Source organism: Corallococcus interemptor, assembly GCF_003668875.1.
Taxonomy (GTDB): Bacteria; Myxococcota; Myxococcia; order Myxococcales; family Myxococcaceae; genus Corallococcus; species Corallococcus interemptor.
In genome coordinates this window covers 1-1,433 of sequence record NZ_RAWM01000265.1, presented here as the reverse complement: position 1 = coordinate 1,433, position 1,433 = coordinate 1, and the positions used below count along the sequence as shown (strand labels likewise).

The window sequence follows — 1,433 nt, the reverse complement described above, 5'->3', positions numbered from 1 at the left end:
GAGTACGATGAGTACTGGGAGGAGTATTACTACACCGCCGGTGGCGGGGGGGGAGGCAGCAGCGCGATCCTGCGCGCGGGGCAGGTCGTCGCGCTAGCCGCGGGAGGCAACGGCTTCAACGGCGCGGGGGGCGGCAGCGACAAGGGCGGCACTGCCGGAAGCAGCCCGTATGCCACGACAGCGGGCACCGCGGGCGCGGGAGGCCGGACCAGCTACGCCACCGGAGGAACCGGTGTCACGGGCGGCACTGGAAACTCGTACGCGGGTGGAGGCGGTGGCTACGGCGGCGGAGGTGGTGGCTACAACAACGCCAGCGGGACGGGCGGTTCGTCGGGAGGCAACGGCGCGGGCACGGGCACTACTGGCGGCCTGGGTGCGACCAATTGGTCCACGGCGACGAGCCTGCCAACGGCGGCGGGAGCCACCACTGCCTACGGAGGCAATGCGGGCCTGGTCATCCTGGCCTACGACTCCGCCAGCTGCACCCTCTGATTCACGCCTCCACGGGCGGGGGCCGACACGTCACCGTCAGCGTCGCCCCCGCCGAAGCACCGCTCACCAGCGCCACTGCAAGCCATTGCAGTGGCGTGGTTCCCGCTGAACACAGTGTCCACGCTCGCCAGGTCTCCGCGGTCACCTGCAGGCAAGGATGCGCATTCGGTGGACTGGGCTCTGGGGTGCTACCCACACCTGACGCTGTACTGGCTGCCATCCTACAGTCCGCAACTGCAGCCCATTGAGCGACGATGGCGCCCTCTGCATCAGCGTGCCACGCACAATGTCCTCTTCGACGAGATGACCGATCTTCAGAACGCGCTGCGCTCGGGGCTGGGCTACCACCGCGCCCGGCCCCAAGCAGTGCTCAGTCTTCTCGGCTCACTCTGGAGCCCGACCCAATCAGCCGAGGCCTGAATCAGGGGCCGCGCCGGATGCCGTCGTCGCGTCCGGGGGTGTAACCCCATTCCGCAAAACCGCGGACCACCCATCTACCCGGTTCGTCCGCCTCGACGACGTTCCAGTCGAACCAGATGAGCTGGTCGAGTACACGCACCCGCCCGACCGGAATGCCGTAGCGCTGTGCGACGCAACCTGAGAGGGCATCAAGGAGCCGGTGGTTATCACCGGAACTGACGAGGTCGGCGAAGCGCTGAAGCGCGAGATCGATCTCACTCGTTCCCAGGCATGCCTGCACGACGGTATCGAGCATGGGGACGAGATGGGGACGCTTCATTGAGAGGAGCTTCGACGCAACCGCGAGCTGGGTGCCGCGCACCGTCGTCTCAATGAGCGTGCTCAAGAGCTTCGCCGGAACCTGTCAACGTGAGTGAGACAGCGAGTTCGTGAGATTACTGCGCAACCTCCAGTGAGTTGGCCAACCGGGCGGGGTTGTTGATCCAGACGGCACTCGGCAGCGTCTGCGGCTTGGGTGGGCC

At 67.0% G+C, this 1,433-nt stretch carries 1 protein-coding gene and 1 pseudogene; one reads left to right on the top strand and one right to left on the bottom strand.

Annotation, left to right across the window (positions count from 1 at the left end; genetic code table 11):
* Window positions 1-492: pseudogene (locus D7X96_RS40600) on the top strand (hypothetical protein); the annotation flags it as partial.
* A 421-nt stretch (window positions 493-913) separates the two neighbouring features.
* Here the strand turns inward: D7X96_RS40600 and D7X96_RS39000 are convergent.
* Window positions 914-1,297: a DUF6308 family protein gene (locus D7X96_RS39000; RefSeq protein WP_121771995.1), complete on the bottom strand. Its 384-nt coding sequence runs from the start codon at window positions 1,295-1,297 to the stop codon at window positions 914-916.
* Window positions 1,298-1,433: the final 136 nt, after the last annotated feature.